Genomic DNA, 21831 nt, shown 5'->3' with positions numbered 1-21831 from the left:
ACTCTGTCCAACACTGGGGGCAGTTCAACAAAGAATGGCTTTTTCTGATCAGTACACTTTATCCCCATTGAAGATTGAGTTTTTAACCATTACATAATCTACTGTGCGGATCGCATCCAGGCTATCGCCCCCGGCATAGGAGATGGAGGATTGAAGATCCTGTTCCATTTCCTTCAATGTATCACTGAGGGAGCCTTTGTACTCGACATACATCTTCTTGCCTTCCACATTCTTCTTCTCGCCCTTCTGGAACTCTGAAGCGGAACCGAAATATTCCTTATATTTCTTGCCGTCCTTCTCCACAGTTTCCCCCGGTGACTCCTCATGTCCCGCAAACAGCGAACCGATCATCACCATGGAGGCCCCAAAGCGCACGGATTTGGCAATGTCACCATGCGTCCTTATGCCGCCGTCGGCAATGATGGGTTTTGAAGCTGCTTTTGCACACCATCTTAAAGCCGCCAGCTGCCAGCCTCCTGTGCCAAATCCTGTTTTTATCTTCGTAATGCATACCTTCCCGGGTCCAATGCCTACTTTTGTAGCGTCCGCTCCTGCATGCTCAAGCTCACGGACTGCTTCAGGTGTACCCACATTCCCTGCAATCAGGAAGGTTCCAGGCAGGTGCTCCTTGATATACTGGATCATCCTGATGACGCTGTTCGAATGTCCATGGGCGATATCTATCGTAATATAGTCAGGCACAAGGCTTTCTTTTTCCAGCTGATCGACAAAGTCGAATTCCTCTTCCTTGACCCCAACACTGATGGAAGTGATCAGCCCCTTGCCCTTCATCGTTCTGATGAAGTCCATGCGTTTCTCCGGCTGGAAACGGTGCATGATGTAAAAATAGCCTTCCTGTGCCAGTTTGAGGGCGATTCTATCATCAATGATTGTCTGCATGTTCGCAGGGACAACAGGCAGTTTAAATGAATGCCTTCCCAGCTTTACGGATGTATCACATTCTGATCGGCTGTCCACTATACATTTATTCGGAATCAACTGTATATCTTCATAATCAAATACATTTTCCATTGGAATTCTCCTCATAATACGAATATTTTCTCAAAATAACTTTATTAAGTTCGCCATTCGGTAGTTTATGATATTTGCAGCCTAAAGTCAAGGTACATATCATATATAACATACAATGAATATTTGTATGTATTTATGCATTAATTTAAATAATTATTTGATTTTTGCTTATATTCATGTATAATTGTCGTTAAATACTTTTCAGGGAGATGATTACTTGGGGCGGCGAAGCAATTAAAACTCATCAATTTTTATGGCAAGAATTTTTTGAAGGAATATGACTTCGATAAAGATCAGCTGGAAACCCTGATCGACTTTGCGGAACACTTGAAGACAAAGGAAAAGCATGGCATTCCTCAGCGTTTCATGAGCGGCAAACATATTGCTCTTATCTTCGAGAAGCAGTCGACACGTACACGCTCAGCCTTTACAGTGGCAGCGAGCAAACTCGGGGCAAACGTGGAATACTTAAGCAAGAACGACATGCAGCTCGGGGCCAAGGAATCTGTCGAGGATACGGCAAAAGTACTGGGATCGATGTTTGACGGCATCGCCTTCAGGGGGTTTGAACAGTCAACCGTCGAGGAGCTCGGTGAGCATGCCGGCGTCCCCGTATGGAACGCCCTCACAAACGAATGGCACCCCACCCAGATGCTGGCTGACTTTCTGACGATAAAGGAACACCTCGGCACATACCATGGAAAAACAGTCACTTTTGTAGGGGATGGCAGAAACAACATGTCCCATTCTCTTCTCGTGACGGGTGCCATCCTTGGAGTGAACATCAATATCGTGGCGCCCGAGTCCCTACAGCCTGCACTTTCAGTGCAGAAGTTGGCCAAAGAGCTCCAGCAGCAGTCGGGAAGCCGGTCTCTGATCACTTCAGACGTTGAAAAGGGCATCTATGGAAGTGACGTCATATACACTGATGTCTGGTGTTCCATGGGGGAAGAAGATGCACTTGAGGAACGCTATGAACTTCTCCATCCATATCAGGTCAACCAGCAGATGATGGATATGACCGGGAAGGAAAACACCATTTTCCTCCATTGTCTGCCTGCAATTCATGACACAACCACCGATGTAGGCAAACTCGCCTATGAAAAATTCGGGGTGGATGGACTCGAAGTGACCGATGAAGTATTCAGGAGCAGCTATTCAAAAGTCTTCGAACAGGCTGAAAACCGCATGCATACAATCAAAGCACTACTCGCTGTAACCTGCGGCGACGTCTACTAGGAGAGCAACTTCACAGTTGCTCTTTTTTTGATGTGTAATATATACGCGCACGGGTATATAAGGAAGAGAACCACTTGGTCTTCATATACCTCTAGGGGTATTTGACAAAAGCAATTCCACCCTTTATAATGTTCATATATCAAATAAAGAAGGTGATGTTGTTGGGTACACTGGAAGAACAGACGGTCTACGATAAAGCTATAATCAATCGCATTAATCGGCTTCAGGGCCAAATCAACGGTGCACTGAAAATGATTGAGGAAGGCAAGGACTGCAAGGATGTCGTCACCCAATTGAGCGCAGCGAAAAGTGCACTCAATCGTACAATGAACGTCATCGTCAGCGAAAACCTTGTCCAGTGCGTGAGGGAGACCATGAACAATCCGGATGAAGATACAGACGAACTCGTCAAAGAAGCAGTTGAATTGCTTAATAAGAGCAGATGATCCCATCTGTTTTTATTTATTTTAAAAAAATACCCCTACAGGTATTTGACAAATTGAAAAAGCATTGTTATTATACCCCTATAGGTATTAAAAACAGGAGGATGATTTAGCAATATGAGTAACACACAAACAAAGTATCACATTAATGATGCCGACCAACTGGTCGAGGCAAATGAATATCTATTGGATGTAAGGGAACCTTTTGAATATGAAATGGGACACATTGCTGAGGCAGACAATGTATCCGTCAATGAAATTGAAGAACGCCTTGAAGAACTTCCAAAAGACAGGAAAATCCATGTATACTGCCAGCGCGGAAAACGCGGTGCAAATGCAGTTGAAATACTGAAACGCAATGGTTTCGACGCAGTGAACCTTGAAGAAGGCTACTCTGCATACACTGGTAAATACAACAGTGCAGACGAAGCAGTAGACGAAACTGCAGAAGCATCAACTGAGAATGTTGAACTTGATCCAAACCGGGTAAAAGTCGAAGCAAGTGGGCTCCAATGTCCAGGCCCTCTCCTTAAGGTCAATGAAGTGATGGGAGAACTGGAGCCGGGACAGCAGATGGAAATCACGGTCACAGACTTCGGTTTCTGCACGGATGTCGAAGCATGGGCACGCAAGACTGGAAATACCATTCTTAAAAATGAAAAATCAGAAGATAAGGTTGTAGTAGTGATGCAGAAGAATGCACCACAGGCCAAGGCTGCCGGCGAAGGCCATCAGATGGTCGAAACAAAAGATGGCGCAACAATGGTCGTATTCAGTGGAGATATGGATAAGGCACTGGCGTCATTCATCATTGCGACCGGCGCAAAAAGTATGGGCAAGGATGTCACCATGTTCTTCACTTTCTGGGGACTCAATGTCATCAAAGACCCGAATGCACCGAAAAAGAATAAATCCGGCCTGGATAAGGCATTCAGCATGATGATGCCAAAATCCGCTTCCAAACTTCCAATATCCAACATGAATATGTTCGGCCTGGGATCCAAAATGATCCAATATGTAATGAAGAAGAAGAAAGTTGACGCGCTTACTGAAATGATCGAAAAAGCGGATAAACTCGGCGTCAAAATGGTCGCCTGCACAATGAGCATGGATATCATGGCCATTGATGAAGATGAGCTTCTCCCTAATGTCAATTTCGGCGGCGTAGGCACCTACCTCGGCGATGCGGAAAACGGCAACCTGAACCTCTTCATATAATTGGACAGGCTGTCCCGCGCATCTACAACAATCAATCAAAATTTCAAGGAGTGTATTTATAATGTTCTTTAAACAATTCTTCGATAAAAAACTTGCACAGACTTCTTATATGGTAGCTTGTCAGAAGACACAGGAAGCAATCATCATCGATCCAAAACGTGTCATTGATGAATATGAGGAAGTGGCTAAAGCTGAAGGCTTCAACATCACCCAGGTGACGGAAACGCATATTCACGCAGACTTCGCTTCCGGCCTTCGTGACGCTGCAGAACGCTTCAATGCGACAGCATACGTATCTGACGAAGGCGACGAGAACTGGAAATATGAAAATATGCCGGAAGATACCGTATACCTCAAAGACGGCGACATCATCAATGTCGGTAATGTCGAGCTGAAAGTCATCCACACACCAGGCCATACCCCGGAAAGCATCTCTTTCGTGCTGACAGACCGTGGAGGCGGCAGTGATGAGCCGATGGGTATCTTCACTGGGGATTTCCTTTTCGTTGGGGACATCGGCCGTCCAGATCTGCTTGAAGAAGCAGCAAAAATGGAAGGCACAACTGAAGAAGGTGCCAACGCAATGTTCGATTCCCTCAAGAAGATGAACGACTATCCTGACTTCATGCAAGTATGGCCAGGCCATGGTGCCGGCAGTGCGTGCGGTAAATCCCTTGGTGCAGTGCCATTGTCCACTCTTGGATACGAGCGCAAAAACAACTGGGTGTTCGAATACGAGGATAAAGAAGCCTTTATCAAAGAATTGACGAGTGACCAGCCGGAGCCGCCAAGCTACTTTGCACAGATGAAGAAGGTCAATAAAGAAGGCCTGCCTGAATTCAAAGTGAAGGAAGTCGAAGTAGGGACACCTGATACGCTTCCAGGCCAACTGTTCGATCTCAGAAGCAAGGAAGAATTCAAAAAAGGATTTAAAAAAGGCGCAATCAACATCCCATACAATGAAAAATTCCTTCAGTTTGCAGGATGGTATGTGGATTATAATCAGCCGATGACAGTCATTGCGAATCCGGAATACAGCAGAACCCTTCAGGAAGATCTTGCATCCATTGGTTTCGACAACCTTAAGCTGATCGTCCCTGAAGACAAAGCGGACAAGTACTTCGATGATTCCTACGAAAATGTAACACCTGAAGAATTGGTCAAAAACCATGAAGATAAGCATATCCTGGACGTCCGTTCCACTTCCGAGTATAAGGAAGGCAACCTTGATAATGCACATCATGTCCACTTTGGTCATCTCGACGAAAAAGAAGTGCCATTCAACACAGACGACACAATTTATGTCCATTGCCAATCCGGTGTACGTTCAGCCATCGCAATGAGTGCACTAAAAGCGCGCGGCTTCGATAATGTCGTCAATATTGAAAAAGGCTATGCCGGCATTAAAGAAGCGATGAATTAATGGACATCACTTTCATCATCACAATCTTTCTGATCGGATTCATCGGTTCCTTCATCTCCGGGATGGTAGGAATCGGTGGCTCCATCATAAAGTATCCGATGCTGCTTTATATTCCATCCATGCTTGGAATCGCTGCGTTCACCTCCCATGAGGTGGCAGGCATCAGTGCCGTACAGGTTTTCTTTGCAACGATTGCCGGTGTATGGGCATATAAGAGCAGTGGTTATTTGAACATGAGATTGATCGCCTATATGGGCGGAGCCATCCTAATCGGCAGTCTTCTGGGCGGATACGGATCAGAATTCCTCACCGAGACACAGATAGACATCGTATATGCAATACTTGCAACAATTGCTGTAGTCATGATGTTCCTGCCAAAAAAGGAAGTGCCATTCAATCCAGGTGATGACCTTGATTTCAATGGTCCTCTGGCAGCTGCGCTCGCATTCATTACCGGTGCTGCAGCGGGTATCGTCGGTGCTGCAGGTGCGTTCATACTCGTACCGATTATGCTTGTAGTGCTTAAGATACCTACCAGGGTAACCATTGCCACAAGCCTTGCCGTCACATTCATTTCCTCCATCGGCACCACAATCGGTAAAGTCGTGACGGATCAGGTACTTTATGGTCCTGCTGTCATCATGATCATAGCCAGTCTCATTGCGGCACCTTTAGGTGCCAAGGCAGGGCAGAATATGAACACGAAGGTTCTTCAATGGATGTTGGCCCTACTCATTTTGGGGACAGCAGTAAAGATATGGACGGAAGTCCTCATGTAGATATATCATCATACACTAAAGGCACAGTGCAGAAATGCACTGTGCCTTTTTTAGTCTATATTATCGAAAGCTGAGCCTATTGACTGTTCCGTCATCGGACCAATGTACTTCGACTCGATGTATCCATCTGAATTAATGAAATAAGAGGTAGGTATGCTCTTGACTTGGTACATTTCCGTCACTATTCCATCTTCATCAAGTGGTATAGGGAAATTCAGTTTAAAGTCATCGTGGAATGTTTCCATGTCTTCCCTGTTGCTTTCCTGATGCACCATATTTACTGCAATGATTTCCACATCATCATTATGAGATTCATAAAAATTGACCATATGGGGCATTTCAGCCTTACAGGGCGGACACCATGAGGCCCAAAAATTCAACATGACCGGCTTGCCAACTTCACTGAGCGTCACTTCTCCCCCCTCAAGTGTTCCAAGGGTAAAATCAGGCGCCCTCGCACCGATTTCAAGACCGGCTTCCGGATTTGAATCAAGGTTCCCGGTCACTCCCATACTGTTCGATAATGCCTCATAGAGTGTAAATCCAATCACTCCAAGTAATATGGTGATAATGATGACATGACGCATCCTACTCATCATCATCTCCCTTGTTCGCCGATAACAGTACATATATAAGACTTATGATGATCCACCATTGGACAATGCTTATACTTAAGGATTCAGGGCCACTATATATGAAGAACCTTCCCAACAACTGCATTATGAATACCGTTACCGTAACGAACATTATAACCCTGAAACGCCTCCACATAAAGTAGATCAGCACCAATGCAGCAAGCGTTATTATAGCCAGGGCGATATAAGGCCATTGGGGGAGGGTCCTCAATTCCAGTACGCCATAGAAAGCAAGTAGGGAGACCGAGAAGATGCAATAGGCCTCCACATAAAACAAGCCCCGGGATCGGTAGAAGAGGTAGAAGAAAGTTACTGCCAGAGCCATTAGAAGACCATCAGGACCCCCATCGAAATAAAGCACACCCATTGGATTATTTATAAACTCAAACCAGTTGAACGGTATGTATGTAAGCTTATAGACCAAAAACAGGATGATGATAGCATTCGTCCATTCGTTGAACAGCCTTTTCTTATCCTCAGATTCCCATAACATCAAGTAGGTGACGATGAAGGATAATAAAATGGCCATATAGACCGAAGGTATGGATATGCTGCCGATATCAAACGTTTCAAACATGCTATCAATCCAATTCAAATAGATTTAAAGACGCTTATAATGATGCCATGAATTTCGATACATTAAAAGCTAATTGCACTTTATCGCTTCAGAAATTTCATCAATTACCTAATGCAGCCGGCCAATCGCCTGTTTCACTATGACATCATATATTCTTGTAGGGAACACCCTGCTTAGGAAGCCCAAGAAAAAAGAACCCTTGGTAGTCCGATAAATGGGGTTTACGCTCTCTTCAAGCAAGGCTTTGATCATCACATCCCTGGTGTGATCCAAATCTGGAGCACGGTCAAACGCCTTCAGCATGAAATCTTTCAAATCACGCATCTGAGCACGATAATCCGGGGATTTAGACGCCATATAATTTTCATCCAGTGCCACCTGTCCAAAAGCTGTTTTTACGACCCCCGGTTCAATCATCACTACGTCAATTCCCAAGTGCCCCACTTCCTGTCTTAATGCCGTTCCAATTGCTTTAATACTATGTTTGGTGGCAGCATAGTAGCCCATCCCTGCACTCGAAACGTGTGCAGCTGAAGAGCTGGTCAGCACAATACGCCCCCTCTTTTCCCGACGCATCGACGGCAGGACAGCCCGAACCGTCTCGACGGCTCCGAAGACGTTGACTTCAAATTGTCTCCTAATTGCTTCTTCAGGAACTTCTTCAATAGGTCCATAAACACCAAAACCAGCATTCACCAGTACTGCATCAATCGGGCCGTATTCTTTCTCAATCGCCCTCCGGACTCTTTCTATTTCAGCAGTCTTTGTAATATCCAGTGGATAGACCTTGGCGCCTTGTCTGGCAAGCACTTCTAGAAGATGCGTTCTCCTCGCACTTACACATATGATATGATCTGTATCCTTCAACAGTTTCATTGCCACGGCCATGCCAAACCCGCTTGATGCCCCGGTAACCCATATCACTTTTGTCATAATTCAACCTCACTCATATCCGGTTGGATTCTATTTTTTGAACATGCTGAACAGTTTGCTGAAGTAGCCGCCCTTTTCTTCATCTTGTTTATCTGACTGAGGTGCCGTACCTGCACCTTCTTTTTCTCCATCTTCTTCCGAAGCAGCATAGTTGCTCATATCTACATTGGAGGCATTACCATTCTCCGATTCTTCAATATCACTCGTATAAATCGTTCTTCCTTCCGGATCCTCAGTTTCCTCCTCATCAACTTGTGGAGCCTCCTGAGGCTGGACTTCTTCAAAGACTTCATGGTTATCGGAATCGTCACCTTGCTTCCATCCTTCATTTCTATCTTCTTCGCTGTATTGAAGTGAGAGCGTCTGGGAATACTTCCCATACTCATCCAACCTTTCCACCAGTCTATGTACATTATTCTTAAGTTCCCTGTTTTCCTGCTGCATCGTTTCCAATTTATCCATGACAACACCCAGCATCTGATTAATATCGCTATTGGTAACGTTGGCAGGCATGTGCTGGGAATTCTCGGTGACAATGCTTGGAACTTGTTCTATGATTTCATCTGCAGCCGTTTCCAGAGTATAGCCAGGCTGCTTCGCTAGCTTAATGAATGCTTTCAGGACTTCTACATCCCCTTGTGAAAACAACCTTCTATTATGCTCATCTTTGGCTACTTCATACTTTCTGTCCTCGAGCAGCCGGACATACTTTCGAACATTCTGATCTGATAACTCCACCTTATCTTTCACTTGAGCAGTGGTGTAATATACTGCTTGATTAAGTTCTTTCATAATATACCTTCTCCCATAAAATAGTTACCGTAATTATAACATTATTTACACGAGTGTCTACCATCCATAAAAGTAATGATACATCAAATTGAATCGTTAATATATCGAAGGTGCGAACGCCATAACGAAAACTCGAAAAACCTAATTTGTAGCACTTATTAAGCGTTATTAATGTGTTATTAATCAATTTTTGATGCATTATATTAATCAGCTGAAAAAACAGCCCTTATAATTATATTGCCATACTATTATAACGTTAATATTATCTAATATACAAGAGATAGCAGCCGCCCAACGTATTTGTAAATATCAGATAAATAAGATTGACTTTATTAATATAAATCTGTATATTTGTTTAAACTGAATTTTTATAAGGTGACATGTTGAAGAGAAGAGTAGGTCTGACTCGTTTATAGAGAGTCCCCGGCGGGTGGAAGGGGATAATGGAGAGGATTGAATATGGTCTTGGAGTGTCAGTGGCTGCTTCCCGTTACAGAAGCCCAGTCTTCAAAAACTGGAAGAGGTAGAGATAGCGATATTTCTATAAAAAAAGGTGGTACCACGTAAGCTTGAGCTTTCGTCCTTCTGACAGATCAATTCTGCAGATGGGGGAAAGCTTTTTATATTTCAATACTAGGAGGAATACCATGGAGACCAAACTTGCACAGATAGGAATGAATACAGATATCACTGGAGCTACAACAAGTCCAATCTATACAGCTACTGCCTATAAGCATGATAGATTGGGCATGTCGACCGGTTACGATTATACAAGAACGGCGAATCCAACACGCTCACATTTTGAAGAAGCGTTTGCCCAATTGGAAGGAGGAACCTCCGCTTTTGCAACTTCCAGCGGCATGTCGGCCATCCAACTCGTCTGTAACCTGTTCAAACCGGGAGATGAGGTACTTGTAAGCTTCGATCTTTATGGAGGGACCTTCCGAATATTCGATTTCTACGAAACGCAGTACAATATAAAATTCAAATATGTCGATTTCGATGACATGGAGGATGTTAAAAATCATGTCAATAATTCGACAAAGGCATTCTTCATTGAACCGATTACAAATCCTTCAATGATTGAAGTGTCACTCGAACCAATCTACGAGCTGGCTCATGAACTTGGAATAATGACTATTATAGACAACACTTTCCTCACGCCATATTATTATACCCCTTTATCAGATGGAGCGGATGTCGTACTGCATTCGGCCACAAAATATATTGGCGGGCATAATGATGTTCTGGCTGGAGTAGTTACAGTAAAGGAGGAAGCTCTTGGAGCTGTCCTTGCCATGCATCACAATATGATTGGGGCAACACTTTCACCATTTGATAGCTACCTGCTGCTGAGAGGATTGAAAACTTTGCATCTTAGAATGGATCGTGCCACAGAAAACGCACGGAACCTCTCTGAATTTTTTGCTGGACATCATGCAATCGATGAAGTTCTTTATTCCGGACGCACCGGCATGCTGAGTCTAAGGTTGAATAAGGAATATGATGTGGGCACCCTGCTTGAAAATATAAAGGTCTGTACCTTCGCAGAAAGTTTGGGAGGGACAGAAACCTTCATCACCTTCCCCTTTACGCAAACCCATGCAGATATGCCGGATGAAGAACGTTTAAGTCGGGGCATTGATGAACAATTGATCAGGCTTTCCGTAGGTATAGAAAATATCGAAGACATCCGGTCAGATTTGACACAGGCACTTACCAAAGCAAAAAGAGAAGCATGACGATTCAGAACTTATAGCTGAAACTTCAATCTTCAATAATGAGAAATTGGAAGTGAGTATCGAATAACTCTATTCGGAATTATGTAGACAGTATAAAAAGCACGCTCGACCGAGCGTGCTTTTTATGTGTAGCTTTGTTCAAATTCCATCTTGTCAATCAGGTAGTCTATCTGTTTTTCGGTCCTTGATATGAGTGCACTATCCAGAATGGGTTCGGCGCTTTCCTTGTCAATCTGATTATCCAGATAATAGACACCTTTAAGCGGGACACCCTTCAGGGTAGAAAGCAGGGGTTTTAATGTATATTCCATTGCAAGCAAGTGGGAGATACTCCCTCCTGACATTATAGGCAGCACAGGAGTATCTCTCAATACATCCTGCGGGAGTATATCAAAAAGACTTTTCAGCACACCCGAATAAGCAGCTTTGTATACTGGGGAACCTACAATGACACCTCTTGCATTATGAATGTCTTCAGCAATATCAGTGACTGCTGGACTATTGAAGTTACCGAACATCAAATCTTTGGCCGGTACTTCCCGCACCGATACATGGCGGACGGACAAGCCACGTTCCGCCAGTATAACACCGATATATTTCAGGACACTTTCAGACCTTGAGAACTGGGAGGGACTGCCTGAGACAACCACAACATCATACATATAATCATCCTTTCTAGACCGACAGTCTGTAATGTTTGAGTGTATCTTCCAAAGGGCCTATACCCACTTCTGTAACGGCATCATACCGGTTGCCGAAACCCACTTCCACCACAGGCACATGGCGTATTCCATATTTTACATCAAGAATGTCCCTTAGATGGTCATTTTCTGTTACGTCTATAGCCTGATAATCGAAACGATTTTCTTCCAAATACTGCTTCACTTCTTCACAGTAGGAGCAGCCCTGCTTGGACCAGACCAGCACATTCACTTTTCTATTCATTTTACTTCCTCCTTATCCCTTTTTTGGACCTCGCTTGTGTAACGGTTCTCCTTGAATCCGAGTCCCAGATTTTCTCTCAGTGTATCGCCGATATATTGCCGTTCATAATATCCTCTATCCTCCAGTATGGGAAGCACATTTTCAATGAATTCGTCGAACTGCCCATCAAATATTTGAGGGTTCAGCATAAAACCGTCGGCGGCTCCTTCTTCTATCCATTCAATCATACGGGAAGCGACATCTTCATAGCTTCCATAGAATGGATCCTTTGGAGAAGCGACCTGCAAAGCAACTTCCCGAAGCGTCAATGCTTCTTTTTTTGCCTTCTCTTTAATATTATCAGTCGTTGACCTGAAACTGTTCTTTCCTATCTCTCCAATATCGGGGAAAGGTCCATCGAGAGGGTGGACAGAAAAATCATAATGATCAAAGAACCTTCCGAGCACTTCCAGCGCCTTATCGATGGATATCAGATTCTTAATCTTTTCATACCTTTGTTCAGCTTCCTGTTCTGTCGGAGCAATGATTGGAGAAAGTGATGGGAAGATGAGAATATCTTCTGCTTTCCTTCCTGCTTCTATCGCCTTATTTTTTAACGTGCTGTAGTATTCTTGATTTTTTTCAATACTATTGGCGTGGGTGAAAATTGCTTCTCCATACTTCGCTGCAAAATCTTGGCCCGTCTTGGATGCTCCGGCCTGGAAGATGACAGGCTGTCCCTGGGGCGACCGCTGGATATTCAACGGCCCCTTCACTTTAAAGAATTCTCCTTCGTAGCCTAGCGTATGAAGTTTCTTTTCATCCAGAAACTCACCCGTTTCCCGATTTCTGACAAAAGCATCATCTTCATAGGAATCCCAAAGCCCCTGTACCACTTCCACATACTCGCTGGCCATTCGATATCTAAGGGAATGCTCTGGATGATTTCCTTTGTTGAAGTTGTCCGCACTACCTTCCAATGGCGATGTAACGACGTTCCAACCGGCCCTGCCGTTACTTATATTGTCAATACTCGCAAATTGTCGCGCCACATTGTACGGCTCACTGTATGTGGTGGATACCGTACCGGCGAGTCCTATCTTCGAAGTCACAGGTGCCAATGCCGAGAGCAGAGTCAATGGTTCAAAGCGATTGAGGAAATGAGGTATGGACTGTTTGTTGATATGCAGACCATCTGCGATGAACATGAAAGCAAACCCTGCATTTTCCGCTTTTTGTGTCACATTCAAATAATGATTGAAATTGATACTGCCATCTATTACAGCATCCTCTGACCTCCAGGAGGCGGGATGTGATCCCGGCCCCTGTACGAGCACACCCAATTTTATTTTTTTCTTTGTCATGCAATCACCACTTTCATATTTTTGTATCCCTGTCTGCAGACTATTACAGAAAATCGTCCATATGAGTCAGGAACCCCTTCAAGCATTTAAAATGACGTTATAACATCATTTTATAAATTGACCCTTCATGACATATAGGGTTGAGGATGCCTGTAATGCATGTTCAGACTTCATAAGGTCTGTTGATCCTCGCCTCATACCATCGCTGCACCCAACTGTATACGATCGTCATACCCCAATAGATGATGCCGACTGCCAGATAGGCTTCAAAAAATTGTAGTGTTGCTGTAGCAAGCAGTTTCCCTTGTGCGAGCAACTCGGTTACACCGATTGTGAAGGCCAAAGAGGAGTTCTTTATCAAACCGATAAACATGTTTCCTGTAGCTGGCACTGCATTTCTTACTGCCTGCGGCAGAACAATGCCCCATACTGCCTGACGATACGTAAGGCCAGTTGATATCGCCGCTTCCGTCTGTCCCTTGTCCACAGATATCAATGCTGCCCTGAATATTTCCGCCAGATATGCTGAAGTATTCAGGCTGAAGGCAATGATGGCTGCATTTACAGCAGATAACGAATTCAGCCAGGGGAACAGCTGGGGCAGGCCGAAGTAAATCATCAACAGCTGCACGAGCACAGGTGTCCCCCGGAAGAAAGATATGTAAAGTTTGGAGAGTTGAAGTAACACAGGAGTTTTGTTGACGAGAAGCAGCGAAAGCACCACACCTATGGCCACTGCAATGATCATCGATACAATTGCCAAGTATAGTGTGATTGGTATATATACCAGCAGTTCCGGAATGATTTCAAGCATATAGGCTAAATCAAAATTCATTATAGTTCCTCCCTTCCATCCATCTAAGCCATTACCAGTGCGGGCTCTTCTTTATTATTCTCTGTAGAAACCTGTCTGCCATATTTGCTGAGGAATCTTCTCGTCCGTTCATGCTGCGGGTTATCGAATATATCTTCCGGTTTGCCTTCTTCGACAATATAGCCGTCTGCCATGAAAATGACTCGATCTGCGATATCTCTTGCAAAATTCATTTCATGTGTAACAATCAACATCGTCTTATCCTTTTGAGCAATATCGGAGATGACATTGAGTACCTCTCCGACCCATTCCGGGTCTAGGGAGGAAGTTGGTTCATCGAAAAGGATGGCATGTGGATCTACAGCCAATGCCCGGGCAATACCAACCCGTTGCTGCTGTCCGCCTGATAGGGATATCGGATATGCTTCCTGCTTATCAAGAATCCCCACTTGTTCCAGAAGATTTTGTCCAACAGCATCCGCTTCTCTTCTGCGATACTTTTTCGTGGCCGTCAGTGGATACGTGATATTTTCCAACACTGTTTTGTTTTTGAACAGATTATAATGTTGAAAAACCATGGAGGTCTGCATCCTCAACTGGTTCACCAAGACCTTTTTCGGCTTTTCTGCATCAATGGAGACTTCTCCCACTTCAATACTTCCGGCATCCGGCCTCTCAAGGTAATTTAGGCACCTGAGCAATGTTGATTTACCTGATCCTGAAGGACCGATGATGGCCACGGTTTCCCCTTCGTTTACTTGAAAACTTATATCTTTCAATACTTCGTTGTTATTGAATGACTTCTTCAATCCAGAAACTCTGATCATATACGAACCCCTCCAATCCATACTTATTTAATATGATTAATGTTTTTAAGTATAGCACCCTGTTCCGGGCACTTCAAGATGATGCTTATAGGGATTCATTCCTCTTCTTATAGATGGTTTCTATATAAATGAAAGAGGGTGCACTCCAGGCCTTTCGGATGCCACCTTCCGGATGATGGCGGTCATTTCATCAAAGCCGTCAATGTCCATATCGTTATGATGAATCAGATCGGTCTTTAATGAAACATTCGCCAGAGTCGGAACGTCGATTGCTACAAGCGACCCTTCTTCCAGTTCCCTATGTACACTGAGTTCCGGAAGAAAGCCGATGGCTGCCCTGTTCAGAATGATTCCTTTAGCAGATTCCATACTATCCACTTCATACTGTATATCCGGCTGTTCCCTGAGACTCAGAAACAGATTATGGACCATTGTCCAGTCGAGGGAGCCGCATTCAAAAAACACGATGGGTGTTTCAACCAGCTGCTCAATATCAATCGTCCCTCCATCTGCAAAAGAATGGTCTGAAGGAACAATGAGGCGTATGGGGCTTTCAATCATCCTTTCTGCATTCAATTTCGTCTGGGAAACATTGCTGGCAAAGCCGTAATCAGCATCCCCATCCGACACCATCTGTGCAACTGTTTCACTCTTCTCTGTCATTATTCTAAACGTCCGGTCCGGAAAACGTTCTTTGAACACCGGCATCAGTCTTGGAACCAGATAGAAAGAGACAAGGCCGGAACATGCGATGGTTATCTCGTTCTTCTCTTCCATATTCTGAAGATGTGCCTTGCCTTTTTTCATGGTACGTATGATATTTTCCGCAAATGGCAGAAACTCTATTCCCTTGTCTGTAATGATCAGTTGTCTTCCAACACGTCTGAACAGTTCTGCATCCAATTCCCGTTCGAGAGATTTGATTCTTGATGTGACAGAAGGCTGGGAAAGAAATAATGCCTTGGATGCTTTATTTATACTTCCAAAATGATTGACGAAAACAAAAGCTTCTATATTGTCGATATTCATATGCATCCACTCTTTTCATAAAAAATCACAATTGTTTAATATTTTATATCCTATTATATAGATATGATTTAAAAAAGTAAACAGCACAATGGATTATCTATATAAACAAAAAAATAGCAGAACCGAAGTTCTGCTATTTTTTATTTGCATTATTTATCGCTTCCATTGCCTGAATAACACTTTTTCTGAAGCCGTTATTCTCAAGTTCCATCACACCCTGTATGGTGGATCCTCCTGATGTAGTAATCTGATCCTTCAGAACTGCTGGATGGGATTCTGTTTCCAACACAAGTTTTCCTGCCCCCACCACAGCCTGGGCTGCCAGCATATAGGCCTGTTGACGTGGAAAGCCTGCGCTCACCGCCTTGTCCGCCATTGCCTCTATCATCAGGAACGTATAGGTAGGAGAAGACCCCGTTAACGAAGGTGCATATTTCATCAAAGGTTCCTCTACCCATGCCACCGCAGCAATCCGGTTAAATATTTCGTTAAGGGTTCCCTTGTCTTCATCCGAAATATGGGCGTTGGCTGCCATTACCATCACGCCCTCCTGGACAGATACGGCGATATTAGGCATATTCCTTACAATCTTATGCTGTGAGAGGATCGTCTCCATTTCATCAATTGATACACCTGCCGCGATGGAGATATGGATTGCATCTTCTCTTGTGTAAGCTCTCACTTCGTTAAAAACATGAAGTGTCTGATCCGAACTTACACCATTGACGATAATATCGCATTCGGACAGCAGACTATAATCGGTACTTACTTTTATTCCTTTTCCTTCATTGAATTTCTCAAGCTTCTGCTGGTTCCTGCCTGTGACAATGATGGCGTCCTGCATATCCGGATTCTTCAGAAGACCTTTAACGATGTGGTTGACCATCTTCCCAGCACCGATGAATCCAAGTCTGTAACTCATATGTACTTCATCCCCTTAGGCTTTATTGAACATTTTAACACGCCCGCAAGCCGATAGCTTATAATTTGTATAAAAAGTGCCAGGTGATATAATAATCCCCAAATGAGTATGCATCCAACAGGAGGGGCATCAATATGGCGGAGAAGGATCTGATCAAAGAAAATAACAGATTACATGAAAAACTGGATCCGAGGTACAAAAAGGTTTATGAAGATATCCACGTGTATATCCGGGTGAATACCAGTGCCCAGAGCCAGGAAACAGAGGCAGTGCTCAATACATTTCTGAAAAAAATTATTCAAACTCAGAGAGAAGGAAGAAGTATAGAATCTGTTACTGGAGAAGATTACAAAGCATATGCCGACAGACTGGTTGAAGGGCTTCCCAAGAGGAATTTGTGGAGATTGGCAGCTTTTCTCGCCCTCATCTTAGTAGGATTGAACCTTATCTTCGACTATCTGATCCAGATACTCTTCAGGCTGATTGACAGTGCTGCGCTGGCTACCACTGTGGTGGCCGTACCATTCATCCTGGAAATTATCATTACTGCGTCTCTTGGTATCGGCTTTATATACACTTTATTTTATGCCTTTCGGCAGGTTGCATTCAAGGATTGGCCCTTCTGGAAGGAATACGGCCTCTATTTCCTTATCGGGGCAGGCTTCTTCCTTGTCTATCTCCTCGTCGATGCTTTCCTTACTTCAATCGATAACGGCCCCTCATTCGAAATGAACATGTTTTTAATAGTATTGCTCGGCGTTATACTGACAATCCTTGGCTTCATGGGATTATTGAATAGAAAATAACGCCACGCATTACTTATAGTTATAATGGTTAGCGTTATAAACAGGAGTATTACTACTTTCCGGATTTTCAACTAGGGTCCTCCAAGCCCCCTCATTCTGAAAAATTCCATGATATTCAAATATTAAAGGGGGGTGTGTTTCACAGGAAACACTTTATCCATAAAACCTTCATATGTCCTCCGTTTCATCAAGAAAGCCCTGCAATCATGATTGCAGGGCTTTCTTCTAGCTGAGCAGTGCGCCTTCTTCCTGAGGTTTCAAATTCAGTTTATCAGAAACAACTTCATGTATTTCCTTGAATTTCTCAGGCTGCTCCGAAAGATTGATGCCATAGGAAGGCACCATTTCCTTTATTTTATCCTCCCATTCAGGAAATTCCCGAGGGAAACAACGCTGCATGACATCGAGCATGACATCAACGGAAACGGAAGCGCCAGGAGAAGCACCCAAAAGTGCTGCAATGGAACCATCCTCAGCAGTAATGACTTCTGTACCAAACTGGAGTGTCCCTTTTCCGCCTTTTTCAGTATCCTTGATAACCTGTACACGCTGTCCGGCCACTACGACATCCCAGTCTTCACTCCTTGCTGACGGAATAAATTCTCTCAAATCCTCCATCCTGTCTTCATTCGATTGCAGGACTTGCTGAATCAGGTATTTTGTCAGACCCATCTCCTTGGCACCTGCGGAAAGCATAGTAAAGACATTATTCGGCTTCACTGAACCGATAAGATCAAAGTAGGATCCGGTCTTCAGGAACTTGGGAGAAAAGCCCGCAAATGGGCCGAAGAGCAATGATTTCTTGCCTTCTATATAGCGTGTATCCAAATGTGGCACCGACATCGGAGGGGCGCCAACCTTGGCTTTGCCATATACTTTCGCATTGTGCTTCTCCACAACTTCAGGATTCTGACAGACCATGAAGATTCCACTGACCGGAAAACCACCTATATTCTTGGATTCCGGTATTCCTGTCTTCTGCAGCAATGGCAGGCTCCCTCCGCCTGCACCGATGAAGATGAACTTCGAAGTATGATACTCGATTTTTCCTGTTGTCAGATCTTTGACTTTGACCTGCCATTCTCCGCCTTTTGTCCGTCTAATATCTTCTACTTCGTGTCCGAGATTGAGCGCCACGCCCTTTTCTTCGAGAAGTTCGAATAGTTTGCGCGTCAGATTGCCGAAATTGATATCTGTACCAGTTTCAATACGGGTTGCTGCAATCGGTTCTTTTGAGTTGCGCCCCTGCATCATCAAGGGAATCCATTTATTCAGTGTCTCTGCATCATCTGCGTACTCCATCCCTTCAAACAATGGACTTTTAGATAACGCTTCCACACGTTTTTGTAGAAATTGAACATTTTTTTCGCCTTCTACAAAGCTGAGATGGGGGACTGGCATGATAAAATCCTGTGGCTTCTCCATCATGCCTTTTTCAACAAGATGAGACCAGAATTGCTTAGATAGCTGGAATTGTTCATTAATGCGGATTGCCTTTGTCACGTCCAGGGAGCCATCAGCCTTCTCAGGTGTATAGTTCAGCTCACACAGGGCCGAGTGGCCGGTTCCAGCGTTATTCCAGGCGTCAGAGCTTTCCTGGGCTGTTGAATCCAGCTTTTCAAATACTTCAATGTCCCATTCCGGCTTCACTTCTTTCAGAAGTGTACCTAACGTTGCACTCATGATTCCGCCACCAATAAGAATGATATCAGTTTTGTTCATTACACTGTTCATAATAACTCCAAAGCTCCTTATCAAAATTCAAGTATATGGATGTCCCAGGCCAAGTAGTATACAAGTTCTCCAGGTACACCTTGATTCTTTAATGCAGCCATCTTCACATGAGATGGTATAATGGTTATTCAGTTGTAGAAATATTGGTTATTATTTGTTAATTATACTCCTTTTTCTACAGATGTAAAAGGGTTATGTATTAATATGACATACATAAAAATAAATGTATCATACTATTTAACGGGAGGAGAAACCATGAAAAATATACGCCTATTCATAATTACGCCCACCGTGCTTTTTCTGTTCCTGATTATGATCACCGATCTTGGAAATGCCATCGGCGGTATCTTCATCTATCTGCTGGTCATGTTCTCACGTTTCCTGTTCGACAGGTTCAAACAAAGGAAAGAGAATCACAATAGAGGCTCTGGAAACTGATGTTCCAGAGCCTCTTACAACTAGTCCACTTTATCATTTACATAGTCGACAAATGCATCTACGTCACCTTCAGTGACTTCAATCATCGCGACTTTCCCCATTCCTTGGGGGAATTCTATAAATAGGGTATTATTCTCGATTATGGCACGGACGATATCCTGATAGCTGAATACTCGCTTATACGATTCGCCGTTCATATCGACATTCATGATCATACGCTCGCTTGTCGTAATATAGGCACCTTTGAAATGGGTCTGTTCCCCAACTTTATAGATGATTGTGCCTTCTATTGCCGGCCCCAACTTTTCTGTTGGATACAATTCATCCGTATCTATTTTTGTCAAACTCACTTTATCACACTCCACTATCTGATTCTCCATCATTCATTATAACACTCGGTAATCTCAAATTGCCAATATTGAGTACTAATCATTATGGATCTGCCATTGCTTTCTGGATGCAATTGCCATGAGCCGCTCATCCGGCTTCACTGCTACCGGCTTCCCTACGAGTTCAAGCATCTTAAGGTCTGCGTAACTGTCACTGTATGCTTCACTGTTCTTCCAGTCCACTTCTTTTCCAGAAAAGTGCTGTCTGATGATGTCTATCTTACGGTCTGCGTAGACGCGTTCAAAACGGGATTTGTAGTCCAGCCGCTCTCCAACATAGTTTATCTTCGATCCTACTATGCAGTCTATGTCGTATCCCTGGAATATCGCTTCAAGCAGTGGGATGAAGGCACCTGATATCAGCATGACATAGTAGTTGTCACGTTTCAGCTGCTTGATTTTTCGTATCAATGGCTCCCTCAGATCATCTATCATATCACCGGCAACCTCGTTGAAGAATGATTCTATCTCTCTCCTGGAGTTCTTCTTGAAGGAGAGGATATAGTACTCCATCGCTTTACTCTGCATCGTCGCTTTATTGACAAGTTTGAGCTTGTAGAAGAAATATATAGGCGCAAACTTTCTTACAAACCGTTTATAGTTCCTTTTATATCTCGGATGGCGTTTCAGGCGCTCCATCAGAATATTAAATGTTTCGTACGGATACAGGGTCCCATCAAAATCAAACAAGGCCACTTTCATATTACATATCCTTCCTTACTGGGATGGTTCTTTTACAGTTATTTATACTATATTCTAACATATTTCCAATACGATTGGTTACTGGTTGTTTCACGGGAAACATTACAGCATATGCTGGGTGGTCGCACTCAACTCTTCAAGATACAGCCTTGCCATACGGCTGAGCTCGACCTTCTTATTGACTACCCAGCCCACCTTGATTGTATCCTCAACCTCCAGGGGCACCTGTACGATTTCAGAACTGTCCAGGTCTTCGCTCAATATTCCTGTAGATATGGTATAGCCATTCAGACCGATAAGCAGGTTGAACAAAGTCGCCCTGTCACTCACCTGTATGCTTTTGGGCCTTGGTATCGTACTGAATACCTCTTCCGAATAGTAGAAAGAATTGTATTCCCCCTGTTCAAAGGCTAGACGCGGGTAGGGCTCCAGATCGTCCAAGGTGACAGATTTCCTCGTGGCCAGCGGATTTGTCTTGCTGATGAATATATGGGGGTGGGCTTCAAACAACTGGGTGAACTCCAACCCTTTTTCCTTGATCAGCTGCACCAGCACCTTTTCATTGAACGCACTGATATAGAGCACTCCGATTTCACTGGTCAAATTTTTTACATCATCTATTATTTCATATGTCCGCGTCTCCCTGATGGTAAATTGATACTTATCCCCACCATATTTACGAATCATCTCCACAAAAGCATCTACAACGAATGAATAGTGCTGTGAAGAGACCGAGAATAGCTGTTGTGAAGGTTCCGTATCGAAATACCTCCTTTCGAGCAGTTCAACCTGTTCATTGATCTGGCGGGCATAGCTCAAAAATTCTGCTCCATCCGGAGAAAGCGATATTCCTGTAGAGGTTCTTGTGAACAGAACGATACCAAGATCCTTTTCCAGTTCTTTGATTGCTTTAGACAGTGTGGGCTGTGATATATACAGTCTTCTGGCCGCCTCATTGATCGATCCGCTCAACACCACTTCAATAAAGTATTTCAATTGGTGCAACTTCATAAAACCCCTCCTGGATATAGCCTCTAGTTATAACTAATTATAAAAATAAACCGTTACT

Annotated in this window: 24 protein-coding genes; 8 read left to right on the top strand and 16 right to left on the bottom strand. The window is 43.8% G+C overall.

The annotated features are described in order from the left end of the window. Positions 1–48: 48 nt before the first annotated feature. Positions 49–1032, bottom strand: coding sequence for a GMP reductase (guaC, locus tag BO53_RS0107365; RefSeq protein WP_031546961.1), 984 nt, complete (start codon positions 1030–1032; stop codon positions 49–51). 243 nt (positions 1033–1275) lie between these two features. Here guaC and argF point away from each other — a divergent pair, with 243 nt between their 5' ends. From argF to BO53_RS0107340, 5 genes are all read left to right on the top strand, one after another. Then, a complete protein-coding gene (gene argF / locus BO53_RS0107360) occupies positions 1276–2271 on the top strand; it encodes an ornithine carbamoyltransferase (RefSeq protein WP_031546960.1) in 996 nt (331 codons plus the stop codon). 170 nt (positions 2272–2441) lie between these two features. Next, positions 2442–2717, top strand: coding sequence for a metal-sensitive transcriptional regulator (locus tag BO53_RS0107355; protein WP_245608218.1), 276 nt, complete (start codon positions 2442–2444; stop codon positions 2715–2717). Positions 2718–2831: 114 nt separating this feature from the next. After that, positions 2832–3932 carry a DsrE/DsrF/DrsH-like family protein gene (locus tag BO53_RS0107350; protein WP_031546956.1) on the top strand — a complete coding sequence of 367 codons (1101 nt, stop codon included), beginning with the start codon at positions 2832–2834 and terminating at the stop codon, positions 3930–3932. A 61-nt stretch (positions 3933–3993) separates the two neighbouring features. Beyond that, positions 3994–5355: an MBL fold metallo-hydrolase gene (locus BO53_RS0107345; RefSeq protein ID WP_031546954.1), complete on the top strand. Its 1362-nt coding sequence runs from the start codon at positions 3994–3996 to the stop codon at positions 5353–5355. Further along, on the top strand, positions 5355–6134 hold the full coding sequence (locus BO53_RS0107340; RefSeq protein ID WP_031546952.1) for a sulfite exporter TauE/SafE family protein: 780 nt from the start codon (positions 5355–5357) through the stop codon (positions 6132–6134). Before BO53_RS0107345 ends, BO53_RS0107340 begins: the two co-directional genes overlap by 1 nt. 50 nt (positions 6135–6184) lie before the next feature. Here the strand turns inward: BO53_RS0107340 and BO53_RS0107335 are convergent, their stop codons facing one another. The 4 genes from BO53_RS0107335 to BO53_RS0107320 form a co-directional block, all read right to left on the bottom strand. Further along, positions 6185–6730, bottom strand: a complete 546-nt coding sequence (locus tag BO53_RS0107335) for a redoxin domain-containing protein (protein ID WP_169738739.1) — start codon at positions 6728–6730, stop codon at positions 6185–6187. Further along, positions 6723–7346, bottom strand: a complete 624-nt coding sequence (locus BO53_RS0107330; RefSeq protein ID WP_051683055.1) for a hypothetical protein — start codon at positions 7344–7346, stop codon at positions 6723–6725. The genes BO53_RS0107335 and BO53_RS0107330 overlap by 8 nt, the downstream gene beginning before the upstream one ends. Before the next feature lie 108 nt (positions 7347–7454). Beyond that, positions 7455–8279, bottom strand: coding sequence for an SDR family NAD(P)-dependent oxidoreductase (locus BO53_RS0107325; RefSeq protein ID WP_031546947.1), 825 nt, complete (start codon positions 8277–8279; stop codon positions 7455–7457). A 30-nt stretch (positions 8280–8309) separates the two neighbouring features. Further along, positions 8310–9071, bottom strand: coding sequence for a MerR family transcriptional regulator (locus tag BO53_RS0107320; RefSeq protein WP_031546945.1), 762 nt, complete (start codon positions 9069–9071; stop codon positions 8310–8312). A gap of 647 nt (positions 9072–9718) precedes the next feature. Here BO53_RS0107320 and BO53_RS0107315 point away from each other — a divergent pair. Next, a complete protein-coding gene (locus BO53_RS0107315; protein WP_031546944.1) occupies positions 9719–10813 on the top strand; it encodes a PLP-dependent transferase in 1095 nt (364 codons plus the stop codon). Between the two features lie 122 nt (positions 10814–10935). Here BO53_RS0107315 and ssuE read toward each other — a convergent pair whose 3' ends face one another. The 7 genes from ssuE to proC form a co-directional block, all read right to left on the bottom strand. Continuing rightward, positions 10936–11475: an NADPH-dependent FMN reductase gene (ssuE, locus tag BO53_RS0107310; RefSeq protein WP_031546942.1), complete on the bottom strand. Its 540-nt coding sequence runs from the start codon at positions 11473–11475 to the stop codon at positions 10936–10938. A gap of 13 nt (positions 11476–11488) precedes the next feature. After that, positions 11489–11758 (bottom strand): glutaredoxin family protein, encoded by a 270-nt coding sequence (locus BO53_RS0107305; RefSeq protein WP_031546940.1) that lies wholly within the window; start codon positions 11756–11758, stop codon positions 11489–11491. Continuing rightward, positions 11755–13101 (bottom strand): LLM class flavin-dependent oxidoreductase, encoded by a 1347-nt coding sequence (locus tag BO53_RS0107300; protein WP_031546939.1) that lies wholly within the window; start codon positions 13099–13101, stop codon positions 11755–11757. Before BO53_RS0107300 ends, BO53_RS0107305 begins: the two co-directional genes overlap by 4 nt. Positions 13102–13264: 163 nt before the next feature. Beyond that, positions 13265–13936 (bottom strand): amino acid ABC transporter permease, encoded by a 672-nt coding sequence (locus tag BO53_RS0107295; RefSeq protein ID WP_031546938.1) that lies wholly within the window; start codon positions 13934–13936, stop codon positions 13265–13267. Positions 13937–13959: 23 nt separating this feature from the next. Then, positions 13960–14742 carry an amino acid ABC transporter ATP-binding protein gene (locus tag BO53_RS0107290; RefSeq protein WP_037341980.1) on the bottom strand — a complete coding sequence of 261 codons (783 nt, stop codon included), beginning with the start codon at positions 14740–14742 and terminating at the stop codon, positions 13960–13962. A gap of 120 nt (positions 14743–14862) precedes the next feature. Then, positions 14863–15771, bottom strand: a complete 909-nt coding sequence (locus BO53_RS0107285) for a LysR family transcriptional regulator (RefSeq protein WP_051683054.1) — start codon at positions 15769–15771, stop codon at positions 14863–14865. Between the two features lie 133 nt (positions 15772–15904). Next, positions 15905–16693 carry a pyrroline-5-carboxylate reductase gene (proC, locus tag BO53_RS0107280; protein ID WP_031546934.1) on the bottom strand — a complete coding sequence of 263 codons (789 nt, stop codon included), beginning with the start codon at positions 16691–16693 and terminating at the stop codon, positions 15905–15907. A gap of 134 nt (positions 16694–16827) precedes the next feature. Here proC and BO53_RS13580 point away from each other — a divergent pair, with 134 nt between their 5' ends. Further along, on the top strand, positions 16828–17499 hold the full coding sequence (locus tag BO53_RS13580; protein ID WP_031546932.1) for a DUF1048 domain-containing protein: 672 nt from the start codon (positions 16828–16830) through the stop codon (positions 17497–17499). Positions 17500–17724: 225 nt separating this feature from the next. On the opposite strand, the gene BO53_RS0107270 is transcribed toward BO53_RS13580, so the two are convergent. After that, positions 17725–19233, bottom strand: a complete 1509-nt coding sequence (locus BO53_RS0107270) for a malate:quinone oxidoreductase (protein ID WP_031546931.1) — start codon at positions 19231–19233, stop codon at positions 17725–17727. Positions 19234–19488: 255 nt separating this feature from the next. Between BO53_RS0107270 and BO53_RS0107265 the strand changes: the two genes are divergently transcribed. Further along, a complete protein-coding gene (locus tag BO53_RS0107265) occupies positions 19489–19671 on the top strand; it encodes a hypothetical protein (protein WP_031546929.1) in 183 nt (60 codons plus the stop codon). Between the two features lie 20 nt (positions 19672–19691). On the opposite strand, the gene BO53_RS0107260 is transcribed toward BO53_RS0107265, so the two are convergent. From BO53_RS0107260 to BO53_RS0107250, 3 genes are all read right to left on the bottom strand, one after another. Beyond that, positions 19692–20021 (bottom strand): hypothetical protein, encoded by a 330-nt coding sequence (locus BO53_RS0107260; protein WP_031546928.1) that lies wholly within the window; start codon positions 20019–20021, stop codon positions 19692–19694. Positions 20022–20096: 75 nt separating this feature from the next. Next, positions 20097–20762 carry an HAD family hydrolase gene (locus BO53_RS0107255; protein WP_031546927.1) on the bottom strand — a complete coding sequence of 222 codons (666 nt, stop codon included), beginning with the start codon at positions 20760–20762 and terminating at the stop codon, positions 20097–20099. A gap of 102 nt (positions 20763–20864) precedes the next feature. Continuing rightward, on the bottom strand, positions 20865–21773 hold the full coding sequence (locus BO53_RS0107250; RefSeq protein WP_031546926.1) for a LysR family transcriptional regulator: 909 nt from the start codon (positions 21771–21773) through the stop codon (positions 20865–20867). Positions 21774–21831: the final 58 nt, after the last annotated feature.

The sequence above is a fragment of the Salinicoccus luteus DSM 17002 genome (genome assembly GCF_000712035.1).
GTDB lineage: Bacteria > Bacillota > Bacilli > Staphylococcales > Salinicoccaceae > Salinicoccus > Salinicoccus luteus.
The sequence above is the reverse complement of the archived record's forward strand: the minus strand, read 5'-3'. Positions and strand labels throughout refer to the sequence as shown.

Bases quoted from the DNA above. Each gene is read 5' to 3' on its own strand.
- BO53_RS0107335 (WP_169738739.1), bottom strand. From the start codon at position 6,730: ATGAGTAGGATGCGTCATGTCATCATTATCACCATATTACTTGGAGTG.
- BO53_RS0107265 (WP_031546929.1), top strand. From the start codon at position 19,489: ATGAAAAATATACGCCTATTCATAATTACGCCCACCGTGCTTTTTCTG.
- BO53_RS0107330 (WP_051683055.1), bottom strand. From the start codon at position 7,346: ATGTTTGAAACGTTTGATATCGGCAGCATATCCATACCTTCGGTCTAT.
- guaC (WP_031546961.1), bottom strand. From the start codon at position 1,032: ATGGAAAATGTATTTGATTATGAAGATATACAGTTGATTCCGAATAAA.
- BO53_RS0107345 (WP_031546954.1), top strand. From the start codon at position 3,994: ATGTTCTTTAAACAATTCTTCGATAAAAAACTTGCACAGACTTCTTAT.
- proC (WP_031546934.1), bottom strand. From the start codon at position 16,693: ATGAGTTACAGACTTGGATTCATCGGTGCTGGGAAGATGGTCAACCAC.
- ssuE (WP_031546942.1), bottom strand. From the start codon at position 11,475: ATGTATGATGTTGTGGTTGTCTCAGGCAGTCCCTCCCAGTTCTCAAGG.
- BO53_RS0107315 (WP_031546944.1), top strand. From the start codon at position 9,719: ATGGAGACCAAACTTGCACAGATAGGAATGAATACAGATATCACTGGA.
- BO53_RS0107300 (WP_031546939.1), bottom strand. From the start codon at position 13,101: ATGACAAAGAAAAAAATAAAATTGGGTGTGCTCGTACAGGGGCCGGGA.
- BO53_RS0107320 (WP_031546945.1), bottom strand. From the start codon at position 9,071: ATGAAAGAACTTAATCAAGCAGTATATTACACCACTGCTCAAGTGAAA.
- BO53_RS0107250 (WP_031546926.1), bottom strand. From the start codon at position 21,773: ATGAAGTTGCACCAATTGAAATACTTTATTGAAGTGGTGTTGAGCGGA.
- BO53_RS0107305 (WP_031546940.1), bottom strand. From the start codon at position 11,758: ATGAATAGAAAAGTGAATGTGCTGGTCTGGTCCAAGCAGGGCTGCTCC.
- BO53_RS0107290 (WP_037341980.1), bottom strand. From the start codon at position 14,742: ATGATCAGAGTTTCTGGATTGAAGAAGTCATTCAATAACAACGAAGTA.
- BO53_RS0107270 (WP_031546931.1), bottom strand. From the start codon at position 19,233: ATGAACAGTGTAATGAACAAAACTGATATCATTCTTATTGGTGGCGGA.
- BO53_RS13580 (WP_031546932.1), top strand. From the start codon at position 16,828: ATGGCGGAGAAGGATCTGATCAAAGAAAATAACAGATTACATGAAAAA.
- BO53_RS0107325 (WP_031546947.1), bottom strand. From the start codon at position 8,279: ATGACAAAAGTGATATGGGTTACCGGGGCATCAAGCGGGTTTGGCATG.
- BO53_RS0107350 (WP_031546956.1), top strand. From the start codon at position 2,832: ATGAGTAACACACAAACAAAGTATCACATTAATGATGCCGACCAACTG.
- BO53_RS0107285 (WP_051683054.1), bottom strand. From the start codon at position 15,771: ATGAATATCGACAATATAGAAGCTTTTGTTTTCGTCAATCATTTTGGA.
- BO53_RS0107255 (WP_031546927.1), bottom strand. From the start codon at position 20,762: ATGAAAGTGGCCTTGTTTGATTTTGATGGGACCCTGTATCCGTACGAA.
- BO53_RS0107340 (WP_031546952.1), top strand. From the start codon at position 5,355: ATGGACATCACTTTCATCATCACAATCTTTCTGATCGGATTCATCGGT.
- BO53_RS0107295 (WP_031546938.1), bottom strand. From the start codon at position 13,936: ATGAATTTTGATTTAGCCTATATGCTTGAAATCATTCCGGAACTGCTG.